The organism is Streptomyces sp. NBC_00028 (genome assembly GCF_045041065.1).
GTDB lineage: Bacteria > Actinomycetota > Actinomycetes > Streptomycetales > Streptomycetaceae > Streptomyces.
This window is the reverse complement of record NZ_CP108294.1, coordinates 1-22,918: the sequence shown is the minus strand read 5'-3', so window position 1 is coordinate 22,918 and position 22,918 is coordinate 1. Positions and strand designations below refer to the sequence as shown.

At 67.9% G+C, this 22,918-nt stretch carries 22 protein-coding genes; 11 read left to right on the top strand and 11 right to left on the bottom strand.

Going from position 1 to position 22,918, the window contains the following annotated elements; all coding sequences use genetic code 11:
* Positions 1 to 2: 2 nt before the first annotated feature.
* Positions 3 to 1,037 carry a cytochrome d ubiquinol oxidase subunit II gene (gene cydB / locus OG885_RS44300; protein ID WP_331728842.1) on the bottom strand — a complete coding sequence of 345 codons (1,035 nt, stop codon included), beginning with the start codon at positions 1,035 to 1,037 and terminating at the stop codon, positions 3 to 5.
* 17 nt (positions 1,038 to 1,054) lie between these two features.
* Complete coding sequence (locus OG885_RS44295; RefSeq protein ID WP_331728838.1) at positions 1,055 to 2,356, bottom strand: cytochrome ubiquinol oxidase subunit I; 1,302 nt, start codon at positions 2,354 to 2,356, stop codon at positions 1,055 to 1,057.
* A gap of 198 nt (positions 2,357 to 2,554) precedes the next feature.
* Here OG885_RS44295 and OG885_RS44290 point away from each other — a divergent pair, with 198 nt between their 5' ends.
* The 3 genes from OG885_RS44290 to OG885_RS44280 all read left to right on the top strand — a co-directional run bounded on the left by OG885_RS44290 (position 2,555) and on the right by OG885_RS44280 (position 5,201).
* Positions 2,555 to 3,472 carry a LysR family transcriptional regulator gene (locus OG885_RS44290; RefSeq protein ID WP_331728834.1) on the top strand — a complete coding sequence of 306 codons (918 nt, stop codon included), beginning with the start codon at positions 2,555 to 2,557 and terminating at the stop codon, positions 3,470 to 3,472.
* Positions 3,473 to 3,654: 182 nt separating this feature from the next.
* The gene (locus OG885_RS44285; protein ID WP_331728831.1) at positions 3,655 to 3,978 is read left to right on the top strand and encodes a 2Fe-2S iron-sulfur cluster-binding protein; all 324 of its coding nucleotides are present in this window, start codon (positions 3,655 to 3,657) and stop codon (positions 3,976 to 3,978) included.
* Between the two features lie 317 nt (positions 3,979 to 4,295).
* On the top strand, positions 4,296 to 5,201 hold the full coding sequence (locus tag OG885_RS44280) for an aromatic prenyltransferase (protein ID WP_331728828.1): 906 nt from the start codon (positions 4,296 to 4,298) through the stop codon (positions 5,199 to 5,201).
* Between the two features lie 7 nt (positions 5,202 to 5,208).
* Here OG885_RS44280 and OG885_RS44275 read toward each other — a convergent pair whose 3' ends face one another.
* The 3 genes from OG885_RS44275 to OG885_RS44265 form a co-directional block, all read right to left on the bottom strand.
* Positions 5,209 to 5,787, bottom strand: coding sequence for a WHG domain-containing protein (locus OG885_RS44275; protein WP_331729508.1), 579 nt, complete (start codon positions 5,785 to 5,787; stop codon positions 5,209 to 5,211).
* Positions 5,788 to 5,859: 72 nt separating this feature from the next.
* The gene (locus OG885_RS44270) at positions 5,860 to 6,360 is read right to left on the bottom strand and encodes a GtrA family protein (protein WP_331728825.1); all 501 of its coding nucleotides are present in this window, start codon (positions 6,358 to 6,360) and stop codon (positions 5,860 to 5,862) included.
* A 228-nt stretch (positions 6,361 to 6,588) separates the two neighbouring features.
* A complete protein-coding gene (locus tag OG885_RS44265; RefSeq protein ID WP_331728822.1) occupies positions 6,589 to 7,086 on the bottom strand; it encodes a carboxymuconolactone decarboxylase family protein in 498 nt (165 codons plus the stop codon).
* Positions 7,087 to 7,384: 298 nt separating this feature from the next.
* On the opposite strand from OG885_RS44265, the gene OG885_RS44260 reads away from it, so the two are divergent.
* Positions 7,385 to 8,125 carry an alpha/beta hydrolase gene (locus OG885_RS44260; protein ID WP_331728819.1) on the top strand — a complete coding sequence of 247 codons (741 nt, stop codon included), beginning with the start codon at positions 7,385 to 7,387 and terminating at the stop codon, positions 8,123 to 8,125.
* A gap of 132 nt (positions 8,126 to 8,257) precedes the next feature.
* On the opposite strand, the gene OG885_RS44255 is transcribed toward OG885_RS44260, so the two are convergent.
* The gene (locus OG885_RS44255) at positions 8,258 to 9,244 is read right to left on the bottom strand and encodes a hypothetical protein (protein WP_331728816.1); all 987 of its coding nucleotides are present in this window, start codon (positions 9,242 to 9,244) and stop codon (positions 8,258 to 8,260) included.
* Positions 9,245 to 10,082: 838 nt separating this feature from the next.
* On the opposite strand from OG885_RS44255, the gene OG885_RS44250 reads away from it, so the two are divergent.
* Positions 10,083 to 11,660, top strand: a complete 1,578-nt coding sequence (locus OG885_RS44250) for a phage/plasmid primase, P4 family (RefSeq protein ID WP_331728813.1) — start codon at positions 10,083 to 10,085, stop codon at positions 11,658 to 11,660.
* 151 nt (positions 11,661 to 11,811) lie between these two features.
* Positions 11,812 to 12,198, top strand: a complete 387-nt coding sequence (locus tag OG885_RS44245) for a DUF6009 family protein (RefSeq protein WP_331728810.1) — start codon at positions 11,812 to 11,814, stop codon at positions 12,196 to 12,198.
* Between the two features lie 325 nt (positions 12,199 to 12,523).
* Here OG885_RS44245 and OG885_RS44240 read toward each other — a convergent pair whose 3' ends face one another.
* Positions 12,524 to 13,423 carry an alpha/beta hydrolase gene (locus tag OG885_RS44240; RefSeq protein ID WP_331728807.1) on the bottom strand — a complete coding sequence of 300 codons (900 nt, stop codon included), beginning with the start codon at positions 13,421 to 13,423 and terminating at the stop codon, positions 12,524 to 12,526.
* 85 nt (positions 13,424 to 13,508) lie between these two features.
* On the opposite strand from OG885_RS44240, the gene OG885_RS44235 reads away from it, so the two are divergent.
* The 3 genes from OG885_RS44235 to OG885_RS44225 all read left to right on the top strand — a co-directional run bounded on the left by OG885_RS44235 (position 13,509) and on the right by OG885_RS44225 (position 15,742).
* Entirely contained in the window at positions 13,509 to 14,099 is a 591-nt protein-coding gene (locus tag OG885_RS44235) for a TetR/AcrR family transcriptional regulator (protein ID WP_331729505.1), read from the top strand.
* Between the two features lie 540 nt (positions 14,100 to 14,639).
* Positions 14,640 to 15,236 carry a hypothetical protein gene (locus OG885_RS44230; RefSeq protein ID WP_405743249.1) on the top strand — a complete coding sequence of 199 codons (597 nt, stop codon included), beginning with the start codon at positions 14,640 to 14,642 and terminating at the stop codon, positions 15,234 to 15,236.
* 44 nt (positions 15,237 to 15,280) lie between these two features.
* Complete coding sequence (locus tag OG885_RS44225; protein WP_331728803.1) at positions 15,281 to 15,742, top strand: hypothetical protein; 462 nt, start codon at positions 15,281 to 15,283, stop codon at positions 15,740 to 15,742.
* 99 nt (positions 15,743 to 15,841) lie between these two features.
* Here the strand turns inward: OG885_RS44225 and OG885_RS44220 are convergent, their stop codons facing one another.
* The gene (locus OG885_RS44220; RefSeq protein WP_331728800.1) at positions 15,842 to 18,337 is read right to left on the bottom strand and encodes a Helicase associated domain protein; all 2,496 of its coding nucleotides are present in this window, start codon (positions 18,335 to 18,337) and stop codon (positions 15,842 to 15,844) included.
* 341 nt (positions 18,338 to 18,678) lie between these two features.
* Here OG885_RS44220 and OG885_RS44215 point away from each other — a divergent pair, with 341 nt between their 5' ends.
* Positions 18,679 to 18,894, top strand: coding sequence for a DUF6199 family natural product biosynthesis protein (locus OG885_RS44215; RefSeq protein ID WP_331728798.1), 216 nt, complete (start codon positions 18,679 to 18,681; stop codon positions 18,892 to 18,894).
* Between the two features lie 232 nt (positions 18,895 to 19,126).
* On the opposite strand, the gene OG885_RS44210 is transcribed toward OG885_RS44215, so the two are convergent.
* Complete coding sequence (locus OG885_RS44210; RefSeq protein ID WP_331728796.1) at positions 19,127 to 19,963, bottom strand: hypothetical protein; 837 nt, start codon at positions 19,961 to 19,963, stop codon at positions 19,127 to 19,129.
* Positions 19,964 to 19,971: 8 nt separating this feature from the next.
* Between OG885_RS44210 and OG885_RS44205 the strand changes: the two genes are divergently transcribed.
* Positions 19,972 to 20,196, top strand: a complete 225-nt coding sequence (locus OG885_RS44205) for a hypothetical protein (protein ID WP_331728794.1) — start codon at positions 19,972 to 19,974, stop codon at positions 20,194 to 20,196.
* 44 nt (positions 20,197 to 20,240) lie between these two features.
* On the opposite strand, the gene OG885_RS44200 is transcribed toward OG885_RS44205, so the two are convergent.
* Entirely contained in the window at positions 20,241 to 21,017 is a 777-nt protein-coding gene (locus tag OG885_RS44200; protein WP_331728792.1) for an ATP-binding protein, read from the bottom strand.
* A complete protein-coding gene (locus OG885_RS44195; RefSeq protein WP_405724193.1) occupies positions 21,007 to 22,590 on the bottom strand; it encodes a Mu transposase C-terminal domain-containing protein in 1,584 nt (527 codons plus the stop codon). The genes OG885_RS44200 and OG885_RS44195 overlap by 11 nt, the downstream gene beginning before the upstream one ends.
* Positions 22,591 to 22,918: the final 328 nt, after the last annotated feature.

Sequence of the window (22,918 nt, the reverse complement as noted above, 5' to 3'; positions counted from 1 at the left end):
GCTCAGAAGTAGCTGGGGTGGCGGACGCCCGTACGGCCGCGGAACGCCCACCAGCTCCACGCCTGGTACGCGAGGATCGTCGGCACCACCAGGACCCCGAACACGCTGAGGATCTTCAAGGTGGCGTCGTCGGTGACGGCCTCGTGGATGTCGAGGCCGTGCCCGGCCGAGCTGATCAGCAGATACGGGTAGTGCCCCGCCCCTACCAGCAGCACCGGCAGCGCGGTCGCGCAGCAGGTCGCCACGAACGCCCGCACCTCGTGCCCGCCGGTGAAGGACCACCAGGCGACACCGAGCGCCACCACCAGCGCCCCGGCGATGACTCCCGACACCCCGCGATTGGTCATCGAGGCACCCGAGCCGAAGAACGTGAGCAGCAGCGCGACCACGGCCGCACCCCCGGCACCCACCAGCAGCCGGGCACCCAACTCCCTTGCCTTCGCGGCCATTTCGGTTTCCGACCGGATGGCGACGAAGCCGGCGCCGTGCGCGGCGAAGAGCAGGATCGTGGCGATGCCGCACACCAGCACGAACGGCGAGAACACCTCACCGAACCCGACATGGAAGCTGCCGTCGGCCCGCCGCGGCACCCCGTGCAGCAGCAGCCCCACCACCAGCCCCCAGCACAGCGCGGGCACCGCACCGCCGAACACGACCAGCGCGTCCCACACCTGCCGGCTCCGGGCCCCACGGGCCCGCCGACGCAGCTGCACCGCCGCGTTGCCGAGCACCAGCCCGGCCAGAATCGCCACGATCAGCGGGTAGAGCCCGGACAGCAGGGTGCCCTCCAGATGCGGGAAGGCACCGAACATCACCCCGGCGAAGGCCACCAGCCACACCTCGTTGCCGAGGAAGAACGGCGCGATGGCGTCCAGCGCGGCATTACCGCCCTCAGGCTTCTCGGCCCGCGCCTCCTCCTCGTCCGAGGCACGGAGGAAGGGGTGCAGCATCTGTGCGCCGTAGTCGTATCCACCGAGCACGAAGTACCCGGCGAGCATCAGGCCCAGCAGGCCCAACCAGGCGATCTCCAGAGACATCTCGCTCAACTCTCCCTCTAGAAAGCCGGGACCGGCCGCTTGTCGTCGGCGCCGCCCAAGGGCTGCTCGGGCAGACCCTCGGGAAGCGGCTCGGTGACGCCGAGCTGGGTGGCGTCAGGACCGCGTACGGCGAACCGGGCGATCAGCGTCCAGTTCGTCACCGCGAGCCCCACGAAGATGGCGATGAACACCGTGCAGGACACGATCAACGAGGCCCTGCTGACGTGGGACAGGGCGTCCTCGACCGTCAGATGGCCGTAGACGATCCAGGGCTGGCGCCCCATCTCACGGACCACCCAGCCGGCGACCGAGGCGAGGAAGGCGAACGGGATGACCGCCACCATCAGCCAGGCCATGGGACGCCACCGCACCAGCCGGTCCTTCCACAGCAGGAACACGGCGATGAAGGTGATCGTCGAGATCGTGTTGCCGATGATGGTCATGGCGCTCATCGACAGGTGGATCCAGCCCTCCGGCGGCACGTAGTCGCCGGGCCCGAACTGCTCCACCAGCCGCCGCTGGACCTCGGCGACCCCGGAGTTCTCCAGTACGGCGTTCTTCATCGGCTGGGTCCGCTCGATGATCGGACGCTGGAGCTCACCCACGACGACGACGAAGAACGAGGCGAGCATCGCCACCCACGTCCCCAGCCGCAGCGAGGAACGGAACAGCTCCGTCTCCTTCGTCCCCCGAAGGAAGTGGAAGCAGCTGACACCGGCGACGAACAGACCGCCCGTCGTCAGCGCGGCCAGCACGATGTGGCCGAGGGCCATCAGCGACATCTCGTTGGTCAGCAGCGCCCCGAAGTCGGTCAAGTAGGCGACACCGCCGCGTACTTCGTAGCCGACCGGGTGCTGCATGAAGCCGTTGGCGATGAGGATCCAGTACGCGGAGGCGTACGCGGTCAGGGCGACCAGCCAGATCAGCGTGACGTGCACGCCGCGCCGCAGCCGCCCCCAGCCGAAGATCCACATTCCGAGGAAGGTGGACTCGGCGAAGAACGCGATGAGCGTCTCCAGCGCCAGGGGAGCGCCGAAGACGTTCCCGGCGAACTTGCTCAGTCCGCTCCAGCTCAGGCCGAACTGGAACTCCATGACGAGGCCGGTGACGATACCGACCGCGTAGTTGATGACGTAGAGCTGCCCCCAGAAGCGCGTCATGCGCTCACGGACAGCCCTCTTGGCGGGATCACGGGTATATGCGGCCCTGGTGTGCATGAACGCGACCAGGGGGACGAGCCCCATGGTGAGGATCACGAACAGCCAGTGGATACCGGTGGTGGCCGCGAACTGGAGTCGGGCCAGCTCCGCAGCGCTCATGGTGCGACCTTCCTGAGGGAGGGCGGCGGGACAAGGACAGAAGTGCGGGACCCTCGCGTCGCGTGTACAGGCGTCGGGCGGTGAAGCCCGCCACCTGTGCGGTGGCCCCGGAAAGACGGTAGAGAAGAACACTCATGCATATCCAAGACCGGTTTTGCCATGTGACGATGCCTCGACAGTTATAGGTGAAGGTGGACCATGGATCTGCTGCAGTTGCGCTACTTCCAGACCGTCGCCCGTTTCGAGCACATGAGCCGCGCCGCGGAGGAACTGGGCATCGCCCAACCCTCGCTCAGCCGCACTATTGCCCGCCTTGAGGCCGAGTTGGGCTCTCCGCTCTTCGAGCGCCACGGCCGCGGCATCAAACTGAACGCCAGCGGCACCATGTTCCTGCGCCACGTCGACCGCACCCTCAGCGAGCTCGACGACGGCGTCAGAGCCGTCCGCGAGGCCGGTGACCTGGGCCTGGGCAGGGTCGGCATCGCCTGCGAGACCCTCCTGACCATCACCACGGTCCTTGGCAGCTTCCGCGTCGCCCACCCCCGCGCCGACGTACGCCTCTTCCAGTCCAACGCGGAGGAGATGGAACGCCAACTACGCGCGGGCGAGGTCGACTTCTGCGTGGCCTCCCAGCAACTTCCCGACCCCCACCTGGACTCCCTCGAACTCACCCGGGAGGAGGTCCTGCTGGCCGTTCCCCGAGGTCACTGGCTGGACGGACGCGACAGCGTGACGATCCCCGAGATCGCCGACGAGCCCTTCGTCACCACCCGCAGGAGCCACTGGCAACGCGCCCTGCTGGACCGCCTGTTCGCCTCAGAAGGCCGCACCCCGGTGATCTCCTGCGAGGGCGACGAGCCCGGCGCCAGCCAGGTCCTCATCAGCGCGGGCCTGGGCATCGGCCTCATCCCGGCGATGTCCCGCCAGGCCGGCACCGACACCCGCGTCCCGGTCGCCTGGGTCCACCTGGACGCCCCCGCCTGCCACCGCGTCCTCACCCTGGTCTGGCGCCGCGACGCCTACCTCTCCGAAGCGGCCGTGAAATTCCGGGAATTCATCACATCCCGCCCCTTCATGACCCACCGGCTACCGGACCCGCGCCGACCGAACCCCTAGACCCTCTCGACCGATCCTCAAGCGGAACTGGACTTGGCCCGCCCAAAGTCCTCTGGTACGTTCACTGCCCTTCCCCGCCCGCCCCGCGCCGTATCGCCCGGCGGGCGAGCAGAAGAGCCGGAGAGGTGTCGCGTCCCCACCGACTCTCAAGCGATCCTCCACGCCTCTTCACTGGGGTCCACATGCCCAAGATCACGTACATCTCCGCCGACGGCACCGAACGCACCCTCGACGCCCCCCTCGGCACGACCGTCATGCGCGCCGCCGAACTCAACGACGTGGAAGGCATCGTCGCCCAGTGCGGCGGCAACATGCAGTGCGCCACGTGCCACGTCTACGTCGACGAAACCACCCTCGACAAACCAGAACCCCCCCACCCCGACGAGCACTACATGCTCGACTACACCGTCTGCCCCCGCCGCCCCACGAGCCGCCTCAGCTGCCGCCTGAAGATCACCGAGGCGATGGACGGCCTGATAGTCCACACCCCCGAACGCCAGAACTGACACTGAGGGCCTGTCCGGCGGATCATGCCGCAGACGCGGGGTCTGGCACGCCGATCTGCGGCGTTGTCGCCGGTCCCCGACGCTCCGCGTCGACTCCCTCCTCCGCCTTGCAGCTTGGGGGTACCTCCCACGCCCTTAAGGCAGTGGGGGAGCACCAGACCCCGCTCACCCGCACCACATGAAGCACCGCGGCTTTCCTGCGGCCTGCTCCGCCGGACAGGCCCAAGCCGGACCCGACCCGCCATCCACCCCCAGCCAAGGTGAGAAACGGAAACTGCGGAGGACCGCCGTTCCACCGACACACACCTGGGGGCCCGATGACGTCCGGAGAAGCCGACATAACCCGCCTGTACACGGCCGTGGAAGAAGCAGCAGCCCTGCTGGGCGTGGACTGCTCACGCGACGCCATGTGGCCGGCTCTCACCGCGTTCCAGGACGTACTCACCGACGGCAGCGTCGTCTTCAACATGGTCACCAGCGGCGGCCACATCGGAGACCTCTCCTTCGACTTCACGATGCCCACCGCCGCCGGCGACCCCTACACCCGCGCCCTGACCCACGGCCTGGTGGACGACACGGACCACCCCATCCGCACCCTCTTCGCGGACATCCAGGCCCGTTTCCCCATCCAGTCCTACGGCGTCGACCACCGCCTCAACGGCGGCTTCAACAAGGCCTACGTCTTCTTCCCCCTGAGCGACCTCCAGGACCCGGCCCGCCTGGCGGACCAACTGCCGTCCGCCCCCAGCGGCCTGCAAGAGCACCTGCGTACGTTCACCGCGCACGGCCTGGACAACAAGGTCTCCGCGATAGCGATCGACTACGCCCGCCGCACCTGGAACCTCTACTTCAACGGCCTGTCCCCCGACCACGTCATCCGCGAGTCGGCCCTCTCCCTGATCCGCGAGCTGGGCCTCCCGGACCCCAGCGACCAACTCCTCTCCTTCATAGAGACGTCATCGGCGCTGTACCCCACCTTCGGCTGGGACTCCACGAAGGTGGAACGACTCAGCTTCTCCACCCGCACCACGGACCCCAGGGCTCTGCCCGCCCTCCTGGAGCCGAAGCTCGGCGAGTTCGCGGCCCACGCCCCGTACACCTACGACGGCGACCGCGTCCTCGTCTACGCGGGCGCCCTGTCCCGCAGCGAGGAGTACTACAAGCTCGCCACGTACCACCAGCTGGCCACAGCGGCCCACGACCGCATCCGCACAGCAAGCTGACCCGACATCAGCCCCGCGCGGGACCGGGCCAGCCACACAACACCGCATCAAGGGCATCGATCACCCGGTCCCAGCTCTCCGAACTCTCCGGAGCGCTGTGCCTGAACCCGCCCTGCGCCTCCAGGCTGACAAACCCGTGAAAGGTGCTGCCCAACAACCGGACGGCATGCGTCTGTTCAGGCTCCAAGAGGTCGTACCCCCGCAACACGGCCCGAGTCATCAACGCATGCCGTCCGCCCGCACTACGAGCCGCCTCCTCCGGCGTGAGCCGCATCTGAGCCGCCGCATACCGCCCAGGATGCTCCCGCGCATAGTCCCGATACACATCCCCGAGCGCCCGCAGGGCATCCTTCCCGGCCCGCCCCGCAAGCGCGACGGCCCCCCGATCGGCAAGCTCCTCCAACGCCAGCAGCGCGATGCGCACCTTCAGGTCATGCGAGTTGCGCACATGCGAATACAGACTCGCCACGGTGACCCCGAACCCCCGGGCCAGGCCGGAAACGGTCACCTGCTCAAACCCGACCTCATCAGCCAACTCGGCCCCGGCGAGCACCACCCGCTCAACACTCAGCCCCACACGCGCCACGACGATCACCCCAGACCAAAGCCCTTTAGGGAAGAACCTAATCCCTTCTGGACGCGTCGCGGGCCGTGCCGGCTACGCCGCCAGGAGGACAGGCGCGCCGGCCCTCGCGGCCTGCACCGACGGCGCCGCGCCCCGGTCACGCCGCCCGGCGAAGACGAAGAGCCGCAGCACCACGAACCGCCCCGCCCCCGCAAGCCCGGAGGCACCGAGATAGACGACCTGCGCGGTCACCACTCCGGGCGAGGACTGCACGAGATGCAGAACGAACATGGCAAGGCTGGTCATGAGATAGGCGACACCGGCCGACCCCGCCGACTGCCAGTGCTCACGCCACCCGGCCCCCCGCTTCTTGCCGAAGGTGTAGCGAGCGTGAAGCTCGGTGCACAGCAGGGTGGACAGGGCAGTGACCACAGCGTTGGACACCCCCCAGGGCATCACGACGGCCAACATCACCACGGCGAAGCTGCTGAGCACCCCAACACCCCCACCGAAGACCACGAACCGCACGAAGGACGCGACCGGCCCAGGCGCGGACGAGGTCTCCACCAGGGTCTTGTCCGAGAGCGCCGACATGGCAGTGTCCTTCCGGGCTGAGGGCGCCGAGAGCGCCGACACGTTGTTTCCGATGCTGGAAAAGCTACGTTGCGTTCATGGATGAGGCAATCGAATTATTGCCACTGACTCTCGTCGTTCCAGCTAGATGCCCATATTTCGTTGCAACGGAAGCGGAGGCAATGCAATGAATCTCAGTCGATCCGTTGCAACGGACTGGAGGTGAACGCTACGTGGAGAGCACGAGGTTCAGTCCCACTGCTGGTCCGCGAGGGAGGAGACCGGCTGAGGCTTCCCGATGACGGCCAGCGCGATGAAGAAGCTGATCTGGCCGATGGCGATGGTGAGGGTGGCCAGCGCCTTCTTGTCGTAGTGCCGGGCCACCTCGGCGTACAGCTCGTCGGTGACCCGCTCCCGACCGTGCGGAGCAGCCTGAAGAGTGGCCTCCACCAGAGCCAGAGCAGCCCGCTCGGCCTCGGTGAAGTACGGCGCGTCCTGCCACGAGGCAACCGCGGTGATGCGCTCCTCCGACTCCCCGCCCTTACGCAGGAAGCTGGTGTTCAGAACCGTCAGATAGGTGTTCCCGACGATCTGCCCGGCCCGCAGATGAACCAGGTTGATCGTCGAACGCGGCACCGACTGATTCCCCGTGGCCCGGAAGAACGCGGCACTGATGTCCTTCATCTCCGGCACGTAGGCGGTCGGGTCAGGCATCCGGGAGATCGAGGCGGGGTCCGTGTGTGTCATGGCTGCTCTCCTTCGCATCAACGTCGAGGTGTTCACTGCATTGACGGATGCCAGAAGGAATTTGTGACGAGAGCAGGGACGAGAGCAGGCAGGGAAGCGCGCCTCGGCCACGGAGACCCGCGAAAAACGCTTGGCGGCCCGCGGCCGGCCGCTGCTACATTCGCCCAGGCCGTGCGAGAGATCGAGGAGGTGGTACCCGTGAACGTATCGACATGGGTGCTCTCCTCAGGAGTCACGGACGGACGATAGGCAGGTCGTCCGGGAGCGCCGTTCCAGTGCACTCCCGAAAGGCACGACCATGCACATCACCTCCGACCAGCGTCTCGACGACGAAGTCCGCGAGCGCGCCTTCACCTTCGGCGACATCCCCGGCTTCCTCTGGACCCCCGCATCAGCCTCCGCGTCCGCACCGGTGCCGCTGATCCTGCTCGGCCATCCGACTCTCGGGCTGACGAGGATGTATCCCCGACTCGCGGCCCGGGCCCGGCACAGCGCGGCGCAGGGCTTCGCCACGGCCACCATCGAACTCCCCGGCTGCGGGGACCGCCCCCGCTGGCCCGCCATGGAGCAGACCCGCGCCGAACTGCGCCGCACACTGCAGGCCGGTGAACCGGTCGGCGACGAACTCATCGACGCCCTGGTCCTCCCGCTGGTCGACAAGGCCGTCCCGGAATGGCAGGCCACCCTGGACACCCTCCTCGCACGGCCCGAGATCGGCGGCCCGGTCGGCTACTCGGGAGGCGTGATCTCCATCGGCGTCCGGCTGGCGTCGGTCGACCCGCGCATCAAGGCCGCCGGCCTCTTCGCCGGGAGTTACGTCCCGCGCGCCATCTTCGAAGAGGCCCGCCAGATCACCATCCCGCTGCACGTCCTCCTGCAATGGGACGACGAAGGCAACGACCGCCAGGCCGCCTTGGACCTGTTCGACGCCTTCGGCTCCAAGGAGAAGACCCTGGAGGCCAACATGGGCGGCCACACCGGCGTCCCGCAGTTCGCGGGCGAGAGCGCGGCCCGGTTCTTCACACGGCACCTGAACTAAAAACGGGCGGGTCGGACCACCACCACCTACACCGCGGGCCCCCGCTGTACGTTCAGCGGGGGCCCGCGGTGATGGACGCGTTATGGCGTGCGCCTCAGAGAGCAGTGGGACGGGACGCTCGGGGGCGTGCAATCAGTACAGGTCCTGCGGGGTGTCCTCAAGACCACTCGTCTCGAACTCGGCATCGGGCATCGCCACCCCGCCGAGGAGGCCGTTCATGAGCTCCTCCATGTCGAGCGTCGTGGCGCCGGCGGGGGCGGTGGGCTTGGTGCCCTCGCGCATCCGCAGGGTCAGACCCAGCTTCTTCACCTTGGCGTTCTCGGCCAGCTTGGCGAGGTCGAGGTCGACCTGGGCCAACTCGCCGTTCTTGAGCGTGAAGTCGGCCGTGACCTTGGCATTGGGAGCGTCCTTCAGCTCCTTGGCCGTGGGCAGCGGCAGGCCCTTGGCCAGCGGCCGGACCTCACCGAGCAGCTCGGTGAGCAACGTGCGGAACGGAGCCGTGGCGATGACGTGCTCGACACCATCCCCGCCACCCACAGTCTTGAACTCCACCTCGCGGGCAATGACCTTACGCAGCGCCTTCACGAGCTTCTTCTGCGCCTTGGAGTCAAGAGACGGCGCGGAACCACCACCGGCGCCCTCGCCCTCGGCAGCCGCCTTGTTCATCTCCTCGGTGTTGAACTTGACCCACTTGCCCTGAAGGACGTCCTTCAACGCCCCGGCCTCCGGGGGCAGATCGTCAGCGTCCGGCAGAGGGCTGCCCATCGTCTTGCCGACGGCGTCCATGTTGGCACGGATGTAGGTGTAGTCGCCGATCATCCGGTACTCGATGAGGTCACCGTCCGGGGTGCTGACCTTCATGGCCGTACCGACGAGGTCCTTCTCACCGGACTCCTCAAGCGGCTTCTTCGACTGCACAGTCACGGTGATCTTCGCGTCACTGAGCAACTCGGCGGCCTCGTCCGGTATTTCCTCACCGGGCGCCGGGTCGGACGAGTCGTCGAGTGCCTTCAGCGACGCGGCATCGGTGTCCAGGTCGACCTCGAAGGAGAGCGTCTTCTCCTTCCCGAGCTGCTCGAAGGCGTGCTCGAGCTTCCTGCCCGCGGACAACTGCTCCACCGTCCCACAGGCAGCGGCACCCGCGAGGACGGCACCGACGACAGCGGTGGCGGTCAGGGTCTTACGAATGGCGTTGATGATGGTCTCCTCGTAGCTCCGATCACAACGTGATCGACCAGAAGACTCTCAGCACCGCCACAAGGTTGTCCTGTCCATTACGACTCCCCGCCGCGGCGGCCGACCACATGGCACGGGGCTGAATGAGCCGTTCGTCTTTCAGCCCCGTTCAGTCCCGTCTGGAGACGCGCAGGTCAGTGGCCATTCTGTCGTTGGCACGGGACTGACGGGACTCACCTTGGGAGTTATACCGATCAGGCGTGTGTGTATGCGCTCGCGCATGTAGTAGCGCATATGTAGCTCATAACTACAGGTCTCGGTCCCGTCAGTCCCGTGCTGCGACGCGAAAGCGCTCTGACCTGGTGCTTTGTCAGGGGACTGAAGACGGGACCGAACCCCTCTCCGCCCCGCCCCGCGAGGCCCGCAGTTCCGGCGCCCGGCGCCCCCTCCCGACCCCGGGCCTACGGGACTCACGGGACCGAACTTTCGACACGCGCCCGAGCGCCCCCGCCCCCAGGCAGGCGTGCGCTACGCTCGTGGCCGCATCTGCATTCCTCAGTCCCGTCAGTCCCGTTCGCCTTCGGGTTCGCTTGTGACCAGCACTTTTGCGGACGGGACCGAAGCCCCCCAAGCAAGGACGTCCCGTGCCAGCGACCGCGCCTACCGTCTCCGCGGAGGCCCAGAGTTCCCCTGCTGCTGCCGGCCGGTGTGCAGAGGGCGATCGGTCGACCTGCCACACGACCAGCCCCTTCGGGAGCTCGTTCTTCCTTCGGAGGAGGTCATGAACAGCCCCGAGCAGGTCGGCTTTGACGCGGTGGCGGCCGCAGAGCAGATGCGTCTGCACCTGCCGGACAGTCACTTGATGCTTCCGGCACAGCAGTCCGACGACGCTCCGCCCCCGCCAGAGCCCGGCCGGATGGGACTGTTCCCTGACGAACTGACCGACCGTGCGATGGCCAAGCTGTTCGCGCGGACCTTCGCGGACCGCTTCCGCCACGTGGAGGGTCTGGGCTGGTTCACCTGGGACGAGTACCGCTGGAAGCGAGTCGGCGGTGAGAAAGCGGCGATCTGGGCGGCAGGCGACCTGGCTGAACAGATCCCGCGGACCGACCCGCGCGGCCTTTTCAGCGATGGCCAGTTGCAGGCTCATCGCCGAAGGACACAGTCCACGGCCGGCGTGAAGGCGCTGCTCCAGCAGGCCCAGGCGGCCCCCGGGCTGAGCCTGGACCCCGATGTGCTGGACGGCGACGTCTACGCCCTGTGCACCCCGGCCGGAGTGGTCGATCTGAAGACGGGGGAGCTGCGCAAACCTGACCCGCTCACCGACATGCACTCCCGGGCCACCACCGTCGCGCCCCAGATGATGGCCACCCCCCGCTGGGACCGCTTCCTCACCGACACCTTCGGCGACGACGACAAGGGCCGGGAGACGATCAGCTTCCTGCACCTCCTGCTCGGCTACTCCGTCACCGGAGACGTCGGCGCGCAGGTACTGCCCTTCCTCTGGGGCTCCGGCGCGAACGGCAAATCTGTCCTCCTGGACGCGATGATGCAGATCCTCGGGGAGTACGCCAACGCAGCCCCACCCGGCTTCCTGATGGACCAGGGGAAGTTCGCCGAGCACTCCACCGAGCTGACCGAACTGCACGGCCGACGCATCGTGGTGTGCAGCGAACTGAAGCCGAACGACAAGTTCAACGAGGCCCGCGTCAAGCTGCTGACAGGCGGGGACGCCATCACGGCCCGCCGGATGCGACAGGACTTCTTCACCTTCACCCCCACGCACAAGTTGTGGCTGCTGGGCAACCACAAGCCCGAGGTCGGTACCGGCGGACACGCCTTCTGGCGGCGTATGCGGCTCATTCCGTTCGAACGCAAGGTCCCCAACCACCGGAAGATCGACAACCTGGCCGCCGAGCTCGTCCGAGACGAGGGCCCCGGCATCCTGCAATGGCTCATCGACGGCGCCCGCCTCTACCTCACCACCCGCGACCCCCTGGACGGCCCGGCGTCGGTACGCCTGGCGACCGCGGCGTACGAGCGGACCGAGGACCACATCGGCCGCTTCCTGACCGAGCGGTGCACCACGGGCGAGGCCGGACGCCCCGACCCGCGCCTGCGAGTCGAGCAGAAACTTCTGTACGTGACGTACACCCGATGGTGCGCGGACGAGGGCATCCAATCGGCGACCTCCCGCGCCTTCGCCAGCCGGATCCGCCAGGAACTCGGTCTCGCCTCACCCGCAGAGATGATCAAGAACAACGATCGAAAAATGTACCCCGGCCTGGCGCTGCTCGACGACACCACCGACGAGACGCCCTCCGGCCACTCCGCGTCCTACCCCCGGGGACAGCGGTGACGCTCCCTCACCCCCTGGGGCGGCCGACTACGTGGCCGTACGATGAAGGGCGCGCACCAGCCCCCGTGGGCACGCTGCGGCAAGGCACCAGATGCCCGAGCGCCCGCGGGAGCAACAGGCTGGACGACGAGAACGAGGAGGCTCTGCAGCCATGAGCTCGATGCTGGAAGACGGCCAGCTCACCGGTGAAGCCGAAGTGGTGTGGCTGGAGAACCTGGACACCCTCGACTACGTCCGCCAGGCCCTGGACAAGGTCAGCACCCGCAGGGGCAAGCCCCGCTACTCCCGCGACGGCCGCCTCGTCGGCTACACCACCCTCGCCGCAGGCGCCGAACGCGACCCCGACTCCGGCCTGTTCCGCCGACGAACCTTCTTCCTCCTCCCGCACGACCGCGACAGCGACCCCAACGGCGACTACCAGGTCGGCGCCCCGGGCGAGGCCGTAGACCCCCGCACCATCGAGCCCGGCAAAGTCGGAGCCAAGACACCGCGCTCACAGACCGGCCATGCCACGGAGATAGCGCCTGCCAGGTCCTGACCCTCTGTCGACCACGCGCAGGAGCGCCAACCGACCGGAAAAGTTCAGAGGCAAATCGACAGCCATTACGGGACTGACGGGATCGGAACTCAAGGTCGGAGCATCAGGGCATAGAACAGCCGAGAAAGCGGCGTGCGACAGCGGGCCCCCGGCGGGCGAGCCGGGGCCCATGCGCGGTGCCTCCCCCGCTATGTCTTCCGCGGTCCTGCAAGAGGGCCGCTGGCGCAGTCCCGCTCATCCCGCACTGCGGCGGCGCGGCCGACGGGGGCGGGGCCGTAACTGACGGGCCGCCGACGGCAATGGAGATCGTCCTCCTGCTAGGGCATTAGCGGCCGCAGAAGAATTCGGTGAGGGCGGCGGCGACGGCCTCGGGCTGCTCCTCGGGGATGTAGTGACCGGCGTCGGGCACGATGATGCCCCTCACGTTCTCGGCCCACGGGCTGATGGAGCCCGCCATGTCCGGGATCGAGCCGTGGCTGCTGGAGATTCCGAGGATTGGCGTGGTCAGTCGCCGTTGCACGAGTGCCGCGCGGTTCTTGCGCGCGGACTCGGCGGCGTCGCGGTAGTAGGCGAGGCCGGCGCGCAGGCCGCCGTCGACGGCGAGGGCCGCGCCGTAGTGGTCGAGGTCCGCTTCCTCGAACGCGTCGGGCGCGAGGGACTTGGTCTTCAGGAACCAGCTGACGTACTCCCGCTCGCGGCCGGCTATCAGCGTTTCGGGAAGATCGGGCACCACGTGGAACGCGAAGTGCCAGGTCTTGAACGCCAGAGTCGGGTCGAGAGGGATCGCTTCCGGCATGGTGATACCGGGAATTCCCGCGTCGAGCAGCGCGACCCCGTGCAGTCGGCTCTCATGGTTCAGGGCGAGGGAGAAGGCGACCCAGGCGCCGATGTCGTGCCCGGCGAGCCAGTACTCCCGCACACCGAGAGCGTTCACGGCGGCCTGGATGTGCGCGGCGACCGTGTGCGTGTCGTAGCTGAGCTCCGGATGCTCGGAATTGCCTTGGCCCGGCCGGTCGATCGCTATGACCCGGAACCGATCGGCGAGAGCAGGCATGACCTTGTGCCAGGTCCACCACGTCTGCGGGAACCCGGTGAGCAGGACGACGGCCGGTCCGTCCGGCCGGCCGCCTTCGACGGCGTGCAGGCGGACGCCGTCGGCGTCGACCCAGCGGTGCGTGAATCCGGCCAGGTCATGCAGGGGCAGGGCGGGGACGGGGTTGGTCATGGGAATCCTCCATCGAGGCGGGTGGACCGTGATGCGACGCTAGCACATCTTGAACTGATCAGTTCAAGATGAGAGGATGGGCCGCATGGCAGGCAAGAAGCAGTTCGACATGGACACGGTGCTCGACGCCGCGATGATCCAGTTCTGGCGCTCCGGCTACGCCGACACCTCGCTCGACGACCTGTCCCGGGCGACCGGCCTGAACCGCAGCTCGATCTACTCCTCGCTCGGCGACAAGGACGCGCTCTTCCTTCGCTGCCTGGATCGCTACGCCACGCGCTACGGCGACAAGTTCGACGCCGCCCTCTCATGCGCGGCCGAGGACCCCGTCGCCGCCGTCCGCGCGTTCTTCGACGTCACCCTGGGCCGCATCGCCGACCCCGCCGTGCCCGACGGATGCCTGATGGCCCAGTCGGTCATGGCGAGTCCAGCGCTGAGCCCGAGCGTCGCAGAGCACGTCAAAAAGTTGTTCGGCCTGCAGCACCCGCGCCTACGCACCGCGTTGAAGGCCGGCGGAATGTCCGACGAGAACGCCAAGGACTTCGCCGTACACGTAGCGGCCGTGAACCAGTCCCTAGCGGTGATGGGCAGAGCCGGATCGAGCCCGGAGCAACTCCGGGCGATCGTCGGGGTGACCATCGACGCACTCGCGCGGGCGCTGACACCGGTCGGATAGCTGGCCTACCAAATTTCTGTCTGAGAGCCATAGGCGCTTCTCCATCTTCGGAGGAGCAAGACGGATGGCTGATGGAGGCGGCGTCAACCTTGGCGGCTCGGAGGGGCCATCCCTCTGGGAGTGACGGAAATACACATCACGGAGCCCCGCTATCCCCCCGGGGCCGCGGGGCCGGCATCCCCTCCATCACCCGCTTCCGCGCCGCCACCGCCGACACGCCCCCGACGCCGCAGCGCACACCGTCATCACCGGCCCCGGCCAAAAGGACATCGCCGCAGCCCTCCAACTCGACATCTCCACCACCGAGAACGCCCTGCGCACCCTCCGCCACCGCCCGCTACCGGCAGTTCGTCGTCCGCGACGTCGACACCCTGCGCCACTTCGTCGGGGCCTGACACCACCCCCGACAGCGTCTTTCCCGCGCGGGCCCGCCACACCGGTACCGGCCCGCCCGGACCCACCACCCTGCCCCCGACGCCACACCCGCGCACCCCACACGGGAACGGCGTCCTCCCTGTTCCCGGAACGGACCCCCGACAGATGATGACCACCCTGCTGGCGATCGGCACGGGCGCCGGCACCCTCGCGGTGACGACCGTCTCCGCATTCGCCACCGGCATCCTGGGCACCTACACCCTGCTGCACCACCAGCAGGTCCTCGCCTGGATGCGCAGCATCCGCCGCACAGACCAGTCGAACGCGGACCTCGACAAGATCGACCAGTGGCTGGCCGACCTGTACAAGGCGCAGTGCCGCCTCGCTCACAAGCCCTGCCGCAGCGAGGACTCCGAGGAAGTCACCCAGATCGGCACCATGCTCCGCGGCGTCGCCGACCACACACCCGCGATCGCCCCCGAGCCGGCTCGAGTTGTCGAGCGCATCGAGGAGTACGTCGACACCGCCCTGCCCGATTCTGGTCCGGCGATGAAGGTCTCCATGCCGAGACTCGCCGCACGGCTGGGTGGCTGGAGCGACTTAAGGAACAGAGCTAGCAGAGGACTGGTGAGCGAAGCCGGTGAGCGGAAGCACGGAAGTGTCACCAGGGGCGAAGATCGACAGCCTCTGGATCCCCGAGGCGGTTCCATGCGGCGACACTTCACCACAACCGCGTCCTGCTCCTGTGCGTCGTACCACTGAGCGCCGGCAGGAGTCGGCTACCCCGGGGGATCAGGACGCGAGTCATGCAGAAGTACGCGATCGTCCAGCACATCACACGGTTCCTTTGGCCTTGGCATGGTGCGAAGCGACAGCCGCCCACGTCCGTCCGGCGACTGGTGGGGCTCTGGCTGTTCGCGCTTGCCTTCGGGGCCGGGTTCACCGCGCTCGGCTGGGATGATGTCGACGGCAGCTTCCTCATGGCGCTGCTGCTCCTCTTCTATATCGTCGACGACATCAGCGACGGGGTACCGCACCGCTGGCCGGCCGCACTGGCCGCGGTAACAGTTCTGTGGGGCGCCACCCGGCTCACCAGCGCCGTCCTGCCCGACTCCCTCGACAATGCCTGGGCGCAGAGCGTCGCCGCCGCTGTCGGTGTCACGCTCGGGTTGGCAGTGAGCGCAGCGATCACACGGCTTCCGGAGCGCCGACCGCATCGGCCCGTCGAGGGACACGACTCCGGGTTCGGCGGACAAGACTCTCGGTAAAGGACATAGCCGCCGACCTCGGTGACAACAAACCTGCCTTTGTGACACCTATCGCGCTTCGGCTCAAGAGCGTGTGATGTGACGCCGGGGCGGCATCCTCTACCAGCGCATGCCCAACGCGGTCAGTGCATCGCGTCGTTCGGTGCTGAGCTTGTCGGCGCGCCTTCGGGCGTTCGAGATGAATGACCCCAGCCCCACAAGCTCCCCATCAACGTCCTCGCGGTGCTGACGCCCCACACGCAGATGCCCCTCGCGGGCGTGGAACTGGCGGGCGGCGGCCATGTTCCGCTCCCACAGCTCATCCTGGGACCGCCGCACCGGCCGCACCTCCTGCTCTGTGGTGTCGGGGTCGATGCTGAGGCTCTCCAGGAGGTACTGCTGCGCCGGGGCCAGCTTGTCCCACCCGGCGGCCTGCCCGGCGATCCACACGGCCAAGTCCTCGCCCTGCACCACCAATTCACCCGTCTTGCTGGGCAGGGAGCCCCCGGCCTGGAGGTGCGCGAGGAGGAGCCGGTACGCGCGCTGCCATCCGATCTCCCACCCCTCCGGAGCCCACCCGGGATCGATCTCGTTGAGCGCCTCCATACGGCTCTCCGGCAGCTCCCCGGCATACGAGATGCCGGTCTCCCCGTTCGCGCGGCGCACGGCGTTTGCACGTGCCTTCTTGGCCGCCTGACGAGCGTTCTTGAGGAAGACTCCCAGAGCGAACCCGTCCCACACCACAAAGTTGCCAGGCACCAGGTGCCCGTGCACCTGCGCGTAGTCGCGAGCCACAGCCAGGCCGGCGTCCCAGGCGGAGGCGTGCACGGACCAGACCATGCCCAAGTTCTCCAGCTCGGTCACCCTCTTGGCGTCCAGGGTCCCGGCCGCGTAGTAGCGGCGTTGATCCGACACCCACACACCCAGCGGATGTTGCGCGACGCCGTCCCAGTCCTCAGGGCAGACGAACGTGTACGGCACCCGCAGCTCGGTGTTGCCGGTCTCGCGCAGCCACCGCGAGGCGGCCTCAATGCCCCGACGCCAGTAGGCGCCTTCGGGGTCGATGACCCGCAGCCGGACGAACTGGGTGAGGGCGGCCGGGTCGCGTTCCTCGGTGAACCGCAGCACTCCCGCCGCCGCGGCCCCAACCGGCGGAACAAGGTCCTGCTCCTGGCCGTCCTCCCCGCCAGCGTCCTGCGCCACGCCGCCGTCGTCGACGCTCTCGTCCTCGGAACGCCAACTGCCGCTTCGCACACGGGGATCCGCGAGGGCCTCGATCGTCTCCGCATCATGCGCCCGCAGGGCTCCGAGCACCTTCGACAAGGTCCCATAGGCATCGGAAGTGAGCAGTTCATTCGGATCTTCGTCCGGACCGAGGAACACCGGAACGATCAACGTGGCCAATTTTCCGCGTCCCGGATGCAGTCGCAGAGCGCGCCCGACCATCTGCACGATATCGACCATAGAGCCGCGCGCATCCGCGAAAAGCACCGCATCACACTCGGCCGTATCGACACCTTCACCCAAAACGCGAACCGAGGAAAGTACTCGCAATTCAGCCCGCACATCCTGGCCCTCAAATTCCGGTCCTCCGAGGAAGTCGGAGGCAAATTCATCCAGCACCTGTCGGCGGTGCCCGGGGGCGTGCTCCCCGTACAGCCACTCCGCCCACACCTGCTCCGAGGGCGGGTAGGTGTCGGGGTCGTCCTCGGCGAGCCGGCCCGCAGTCACCGGCACCGCGGCCGCCATCGCCTCCGCCTCACCCACCCGACTGTGGAACGACAGCACCCGACGGAACCGCTCCTCAACCGCCGCCTGCATCAACCCCGTCTGCACAGCGGCCAGCCGAGCCCCGCGCACGGCGTCCGATCCCGTGTCCTCGCTCGTCATCGCGGCGTACAAGTCCGGGTCGCGGATGTCGAGGCACAGCACCTGATACGGGGCGACGATGCCCCGCCCGATCGCCTCCGACAGCGTCAGCCTGTACGCCACCGGCCCGAACTGCGGCGAGCTGTCCTCCATCGACGCCACCAGCCGAGGCCGCTCACCCTCCGCCTCCCACACCCGCGGCGTCGCCGTCATGTACAGCCGCCGCTCAGCAGGAAGCTGCGCCTGGTCGTGCACGGCCGCCCACGGCTTCATGCCGTCTCCACTGGTCCGGTGCGCCTCGTCAATGATCATCAGGCTCCACACCCCCAGCCCGGCCGCGTGCGCACGCTGGAGGATCCGCAGGCCCACCGATGCGTAGGTCGCGAAGACCGTCACGGTCTCCAACCCCTCCACCCACGCCACCAGCTCGTCCGGGTCAGTCGTGCACGGCAGACCCTGACTCTCCTCCGCCCGCAGCGAGCACACGCCGATCATCGCGCCGGACCGGCCCGCCCGACGCCAGGCGCCGGCCATCTGCGTCAGCAGATCCAACGTCGGCACCACCACCAGCACCCGGCGAGCAGAAAGACGACGCGCAGACTCCGCACCGATGAGACTCTTTCCAGAACCGGTCGCGGCGATTACCTGCGTCCGCAGTCCCTCGGGCGGCATATGGCCACCGGCCGGAGTCCCGAGAACGCGGAGGACGTTATCGACAGCCTCAGCCTGATGCGGACGCAATTCCATCCGAGCCCCATTTCATCGCATGCACCGGAATATTCAGAGAAAATCCCGCCGTACCTCAGAATTCCACCCGAGTCTCCAAAAGACACCCTTCGCACCTGAACCTTCCACGCGAGGAGATACCTGTCATCATCCCAGACTTAAGCTAGTCATGAAAGTGACACATCAGATCCCGTCACAGACGGCCGATGCGCGCTACGCCGGCGCACCGCCCATGCGCCTGGGAGGTTCCGAGCCTCATGTCTTTGCCGACCCTCGCACGCTCGGCTTGCTTGCAGTGAACGGGGGCACAGGACTCTGACGGACGAACCGTGCCTGTTGGCAGATCAAGTGAGGAGGACGATGTGGTGGTCGTACTGCTGTGCGTGTTCATTGCCATAGGGCTCGTGCAGGTGTTCAGGCCGCAGCTGCTGTGGAAGGCCAACCGCCCGCTCCAGCGCCCATTTGTGAAGGATTTCGACGCCACCGAACCCACCAAGGCGGGATACGCCATGTCCCGGTTCATAGGCGTGCTCTTCCTGGCGATGGCGACATGGATGCTCATCACGCACCTCAACTGATCGCGCCCGCATGCTCGTTGCTGCCGCGGACACACCCGGAGGGTGTGTCAGTTCGGTACCGGACTGCGGAGCAGGGCCGGTACCGAACGACTCTGACCGAAGGTCAGAGTCCCGGATCACGGAGTGATCCGGGGGCGGAACGGAGTTCCGCCCTTACCTGGTGTTGTGTGGTGTTTTGTCGGTGGGGTTTTGTTGCTGGGGTGTCAGTGGCAGACCCGGTTGTTTGTGCTGGTCAGTGCCTGATGAGGGCTGACAGAAGCTGCTGAGGCTGTGCTGACAGCTTGTGCAGAGTGTGCTGGTCGGCTGGTTGCCGATCGCTATCACGCTGTGGCCGCAAGGAGCGTTGTCTGCTGTTCTCGTGGGGTGCGGGCCAGGCGGGGTCGCCGGTCAGCCGTGTGATGGCGGGGTGGATGCCGGCGGTGGCTGCGAGGTCGTAGAGCTGGTTGTGGTGGTGGAAGTTGGTGTGCTGGAACAAGCGCCGACTGCTGTAGGGGTGTCCGCTGTGGTGTTGCCAGGCGCGGGCTGCGATGAGTGCGGAGCGCGCCCATACGGGTATGGGGTGCCAGGTCCGGTCGGGGGAGCGGTAGCGGCCGGGGTGGGGCAGGGCCAGGGCGGTCGCGTCCGGGGCGAGGTCGGTGAGGCGGACACGCGCGAGTTGCTGGGGTGTGGGCTGGCCGCAGGCGAGCTGGGCGGCGAGGAGCCCTGCGTGCAGTGGATGGCCGACTTGTTGCAGCCACCCGACGGCGTGGGCTGCGGGCTCTGTGTCTGCGGTGTTCGGGCCGTGTTGGGCGAGGGCGGGCCGCTGTCCGCAACGGCGTAGCCGCTGCTGGGCGGCTTCCTGCTCGCTGATGAGGGCCCAGGACGCCTCCCGCCATGCCTGTGCCCGGTCGTTGAGCCTCTCGGGGGTGTCGTGCCAGACGAGGGTGAGGTGGATCCCGGTGCACCGCTGGAGGCGGGTCAGCTGCATCCAGCGTGCGGGGGTCTGGGTGTGGGCGCGTAGGAGGATGAGGTGGCCGATGCGCTGTGCGTGGATCCAGCTGGCGGCCGCGGTCCAAGCGGGGCGGACCATGTCGGCCCATGCCGCGCGGTGTCGGGGGACGTCGGCCTGGTGGCGGGGAGGGTTTTACCGAGCGCGGCCAGGACGTCCTGGGCCAGGCCGGGCGGGTGGGAGGCTGCCGGGGTGGGGTGGACGACCAGGCGTCCCGCGCCAAGCCGGTGCGCTGCGAGTGCGGCCTGAGTGAAGGCTGGGTCATCGCCGGTGTCGAGGAGGACGGTGAATGCTGCTCGTACCGCATGACGTGATGCTGCGCCCGGGTCTGTCCTGTGCCGACTGCCTGGCTTCACTGCTACATGCCGCCGATCTTGCTGTAGACCCAGTGGACCAGGGCTTCGGTGACCGTGTCCGCGCCGGTCTTCCTCATCCCTGCCACGAGGTGGTGGGTGATGTTGGCCCAGTTGCGGAAGCTGCCGTGCGCGGCTTCGGCGTCGACCGCATCGATCAACCCCGGTTCAGCTGTGGCCCACACCGGATGGAAAGCCGCGATGACCTGCCCTACCTCCGGCTTGGGGATGCGGTCGAACTCCTGCCAGATGTACATCCGTGAGGCGAGCATCGGCTCACGCCGCAGCACCCGATAGCAACTGTCGCCACCGGCGAAGACGACCGCGATGTCCGTGTGCCGGTCATCCCACAGATGACGCCAGAACTCGAACCCGGTGCGGCTCATCCACTGGGCCTCGTCGCAGACCAGGACCCGGAACTGCTCGGCGAGGACGTTCTTCAGGAGCGCGTCGAACTCGATCGGACGCTTGGGCGGCTCACCAGGCAGGCGCAGAGCCTTGAACAGTCCGTGGCGGATGTCACGCGGAGTGGGACCGGACCGCAGTTCCAGACGGTAGGTGATGTCAGGCGCCAAGGCCCGCAGCGCGGAGTTCACGGCCATGGTCTTGCCGTATCCGGCCGGCCCATAGGCGCACATCATCGCCTTGGCCTCGATGACCGCCTCGATGTTGTCCCGAGTGGTCAGCAACGCCTCGGTCCCCACCAGGTGCGCTGCCTCCAGGCCGAGGAAGTGGTCCTCGCGCTCGTCAGGCAGGCGTCCGTAAGCCAGGTCAGTCCTCATCGCGCCATCCGTCCTGCTGCTTGGGATCCACCAGCTGCACCCAGTGCTCCGGCGCCGGGCCGTGGGGAATCAGACCCGGCCGGGCCAACTGGCGCCTGTCCCGTCGCGCCCCGCCCTCCAATTCTCCGGCTGCCTCACCGCGGGCCGGGGTACGGCTGCGTTCGGCCGGGCCGGCAACGGTCTGCGCCTTGAACCGCTCCCGGCGCAGTTTCTCAGCGGCTTTGAGATCAGCCCGCAGGCGGCGGGCCGATGCCGTGCGGGCGGCTCTGAGCGCACGGACCTGCTCCGCCGTGGCGGCCTCGGCCAGGTACGCGCTGCCCAGATGCGTGCCGTCGGCAGCGAAGACCTCGATGACGTCGTCATGGTGAGGCAAGTGCCGGATGGAGACGCGCGTGCCGGTCCGGCCGACCATCCAGTCGGCGATGTAGTCGCGGCGGTGCCACCTGATGCCGTGACTGGTGATGGTCCGCTCCCGTCCATCGCTTTCGAGCGAGAAGTGAGCCAGCCGCTCGGACGGAGCCTCAGCCAGCGGGGTGGCATCGGCCATCCACGCTTCCAACGGGGTCCTGCCCTCCAGGCCGGCAGGCCGGTGCTGGCTGTTCCACCAGTTCACCCAGCCCAGCAGCCCGGCCACGAAGGCCTCGAAGGCGAGAGCCGGCGCGTCCGGGTCAGCGCTCTTGCCCCCAGTGAGTTTCTGCCGGTGCAGGTAGCGGGGCAGGAGGACGAAGTGCATCTCCTCGGCTGCGTCGTTGAGCGCCTCGACGGTGCCTTTCAGATGCGGCGTGTACGGGGGCAGATCCACTACTGCGACGGCGAAGCCACCCATGGCGGCAGTCACGGTGCGGCACAGGAATTCCTTGCCTCGGTCGACCCGGATGGCACCAGGGAGCCCTCCGGCCGGACCGTAGGGCTCACGCCGGTCGATCGCGCACCGCAACGAAGCCAGCACCGCGTCCCGGCTGGGCGCATGAGGAGTGACCGCAACACCGACAACCACCCTGGTCGCACAGTCGATGAACCACGTCACCCAGGGACAGACCAGCTCCCCTTCGACATCGACCTCAACGGGAACCCGCTTGTGGTCGCCTTCCCAGACAGCGTTGCGGTGGACGGGCGGCCGTCTAGCGAAGACGTCGTGCACCCGCCGACCTGCTTCACCCTGGCGCAGCCCGGCCCGCTCACCCGCCGTCAGGTCCCGGCGGATCGCCCGGTGCAGGGTCGCCAACGACGGCACCGGCCCGCTGGCAGGATCCAAGCGAGCCCGCTCGACCAACTCGGCGTGAACGCGGGAAGCGTTGCCGCCCCACAGGGCCAGCAGCGTGCGCACTTCCGGTGTCACCGTGAACCGCGCCGCAGAAACGCGGCCGTAGCGGCCTTCCTCTCGCGCGGCGAACAGCCACCGCCACACCGTCCGTTCGGAACGCCCCAACGCCTGCGCCACCAGGCGGACATGAGCAGACGTCAGTTCATCGCGGTCATCGAGGTCGATCAGGCGCTGCACCGCGGCGGTCCGGCCCACCTCGGCCGGCACCCTTCCCACGCGCTGCCGTGCATCTGATCTGTCTTCGGCCATGCATCAGTACTCTCACACCGTTGGCAGAGTTCTGACGGGCTTCGGCATCGCGATGACAGTAGGTAGATACATCTGCTAGCAGCGCCCACAGAGGAATGATCGAGAATCCCCGACCCCGGACCCAGATCTGATGCTGTGTCAGCATTTAGTGACGAGACGTCAACTTCCCACCGCTGACCCCTAGTTGCTGCTTCTTCCGGAGTTCGCGGAGCGGACTCCGGTGCCGGATCGCGGAGCGATTCGGCTTCCGGGCCACGGAGTGGTCCGGTCCGGCGGAGCCGCCGGGGAGGCGGGCGCGGAGCGCCGCAGAAGCCGCGTAGCGGCTTCG